Source organism: Planktotalea sp., assembly GCF_039984035.1.
Taxonomy (GTDB): Bacteria; Pseudomonadota; Alphaproteobacteria; order Rhodobacterales; family Rhodobacteraceae; genus Planktotalea.
The window spans coordinates 1-2654 of sequence record NZ_JBDWVM010000292.1 but is presented as its reverse complement, the minus strand read 5'-3'; the positions used below and the strand labels follow the sequence as shown (position 1 = coordinate 2654).

Sequence of the window (2654 nt, the reverse complement as noted above, 5' to 3'; positions counted from 1 at the left end):
GCTGTTCCTCGACGGTTCTGGTCAATTGCATGTGCGAAAGCATGGCGCCCAGCAAAGCCAATCTGTTGCCTCCGTTGAGTTCGATGAAACCACCTTTGGTGGTGGCTGCGTCAAAGCCTTGATCACCCACGTTGTTGAAGCACTCTTGGGCGATGCCGCAATGGAAAACACCGCAAAAGACTACCTGCCTGTTTTGCATATTTGCGAGGCTGCATATCGCTCTGCTCAGCAGGGCCAAAAGATATCTTTGCCCGAAAGCGAAGCGCGCTAAAATGCGAAATGTAGATTAATGCGTTGATGGGTGCATCGCTCGCTTGCCTTTTCACAAACAAGCACGCTAGCTGCCGATTAAAGTGAAAAAACGGACTGGGCCTAACGCGCCACGCCCCTCGAACCATCGCAAATCGATAGAGAATAAAACCATGAAGAACACCGATTTCTACATTGACGGCGCATGGGTCGCCCCTTTCACGTCCAGCGATCTTCCTGTCATTGACCCTTCGACGGAAGAGCCCTGCGCAACGATTTCAAATGGCTCTGAAGCGGATGTAGACCGCGCTGTGAATGCAGCGCGTGCAGCCTTGGCCGACTGGTCAACGACAGACGTTGAGACACGGTTGGCGCTACTGGAAAAACTCTATGCGATCTATCAATCGCGTGTCGATGATATGGGCAAAGCCATGTCGCAAGAAATGGGCGCGCCCATTGACTATGCTAAGACCGCTCAGTTCGAGGCAGGCGCCGTTCACTTGGAAGAAACCATCCGCATTCTTAAAGGTTTCACCTTTGAAGAAACGCGCGGTCCTGATCTGATTGTGCACCAACCCATCGGTGTCGCGGCTTTGATCACCCCTTGGAACTGGCCGATGAACCAGGTGATCTTGAAGGTCGCACCTGCCTTGGCGGCTGGCTGCACCGTGGTTCTTAAGCCTTCCGAAATCGCGCCACTTTCGTCGCTTTTGCTGGCAGAGATGATCGATGAAGCAGGCTTTCCAGCAGGTGTGTTCAATCTGATCAACGGCGATGGCCCCAGCGTTGGCGCCCCCCTGTCAATGCATCCAGACGTGGACATTGTGAGCTTTACCGGTTCAACGCGCGCAGGCGCTCTGATTAGCAAGGCCGCGGCAGACACGGTGAAACGTGTCGCGCTTGAGCTTGGCGGGAAAGGCGCGAATATCATCTTTGAAGACGCCGATCAGGACGCAGTGGAGCGCGGCGTGCTACATTGCTTTGATAACACGGGGCAATCCTGTGATGCGCCAACCCGCATGCTCGTTCAACGTTCTATCTACGCGGATGCCGTTAAAACAGCACAAGCCGTTGCAGTGGATCAAAAGGTTGCCAGCGCACACGAGAGCGGCGCGCATATCGGCCCTTTGATCAGCGAGGTTCATTGGAACAAAGTACAAGGCATGATCCAAATGGGCATCGACGAAGGCGCGCGCCTAATCGCCGGAGGCACGGGTCGTCCAGAAGGCCTGCCAAAGGGCTATTTCGTCAAACCCACCGTCTTTGCAGACGTCGACAACGCCATGCAGATCGCGCAGCAGGAAGTCTTTGGCCCCGTCTTGGTTCTGATCCCCTTCGATACTGAGGACGAAGCCGTAGGCATCGCCAATGATACGCCTTATGGACTTGGCAATTATATCCAAACGCAAGACAGCGCGCGCGCGTTGCGCATCGCTCGCCAGCTCAATTCGGGCATGGTCTCCATCAATGGTGAATACCTTGGCATTGAATCCCCTTTTGGCGGCGTCAAACAATCGGGCAACGGGCGCGAAGGCTCGACTTGGGGGCTTGAAGAATACCTCGAAGTGAAGGCAATCGCTGGCGGCGCAGCTTTGCTCTGAGCCACCGACGTTCAGGACGCCTTGGCGCGCTACTCATTATTTCATAGACTATGCACCGCAGCGCGCTTGGCGCTTTTGCGCCTCTTCAATATGAAGGACACTGCCCATGAATATCCTGTTTATCATGTATGATCAGCTCAGGTTCGACTATCTGAGCTGTGCAGGCCATCCAGATTTGGAAACGCCCAATTTTGATCGCGTCGCGGCGATGGGTGTGCGCTTTACCAATGCCTATGTGCAGTCCCCCATCTGCGGCGGCTCGCGCATGTGTTATTACACGGGCCGCTATGCATCGAGCCATGGCGCCCATTGGAACGGCTTTCCCCTGCGCGTGGGCGAGATCACTATGGGCGATCATTTGCGCAAAGCGGGCATGGAATGTTGGCTCATCGGCAAAACCCACATGACAGCGGATGCAGAAGGCATGGAGCGCCTCGGACTTTCGCCAGACAGCCAGATAGGTGCGCGCCAAGCTGAATGTGGGTTCGATGCATGGATTCGCGACGATGGATTATGGGCGCAAGGCCCTGACGGCTTTTACGATTCCCGCCGCTCACCCTATAACGAGTACCTCAAGGGCAAAGGATACCCGTCAGAGAACCCATGGGCTGATTTCGCCAATGCGGGGATTGATGATGAAGGCGATATGGCGTCTGGCTGGATTTTCAAGAATGCCGATAAGGCTGCGAATGTGCGCGAAGAAGACAGCGAAACGCCTTGGCTCACCAGTAAGACAATCGAATTTATCGATGAAAAAACCGATCCATGGCTCGCTCATGTGAGCTTCATCAAACCGCATTGGCC

Annotated in this window: 2 protein-coding genes and 1 pseudogene; all 3 read left to right on the top strand. The window is 54.8% G+C overall.

All coding sequences use genetic code 11. The features are described 5' to 3' along the window. Positions 1 to 271: pseudogene (locus tag ABJQ89_RS13325) on the top strand (gfo/Idh/MocA family oxidoreductase); the annotation flags it as partial. A gap of 151 nt (positions 272 to 422) precedes the next feature. Further along, a complete protein-coding gene (locus ABJQ89_RS13320; protein WP_348496701.1) occupies positions 423 to 1850 on the top strand; it encodes an aldehyde dehydrogenase family protein in 1428 nt (475 codons plus the stop codon). Between the two features lie 106 nt (positions 1851 to 1956). Continuing rightward, the coding region (locus ABJQ89_RS13315) for a sulfatase-like hydrolase/transferase (protein ID WP_348496700.1) at positions 1957 to 2654 on the top strand (698 nt) is incomplete at its 3' end.

Bases quoted from the DNA above. Each gene is read 5' to 3' on its own strand.
- ABJQ89_RS13320 (WP_348496701.1), top strand. From the start codon at position 423: ATGAAGAACACCGATTTCTACATTGACGGCGCATGGGTCGCCCCTTTC.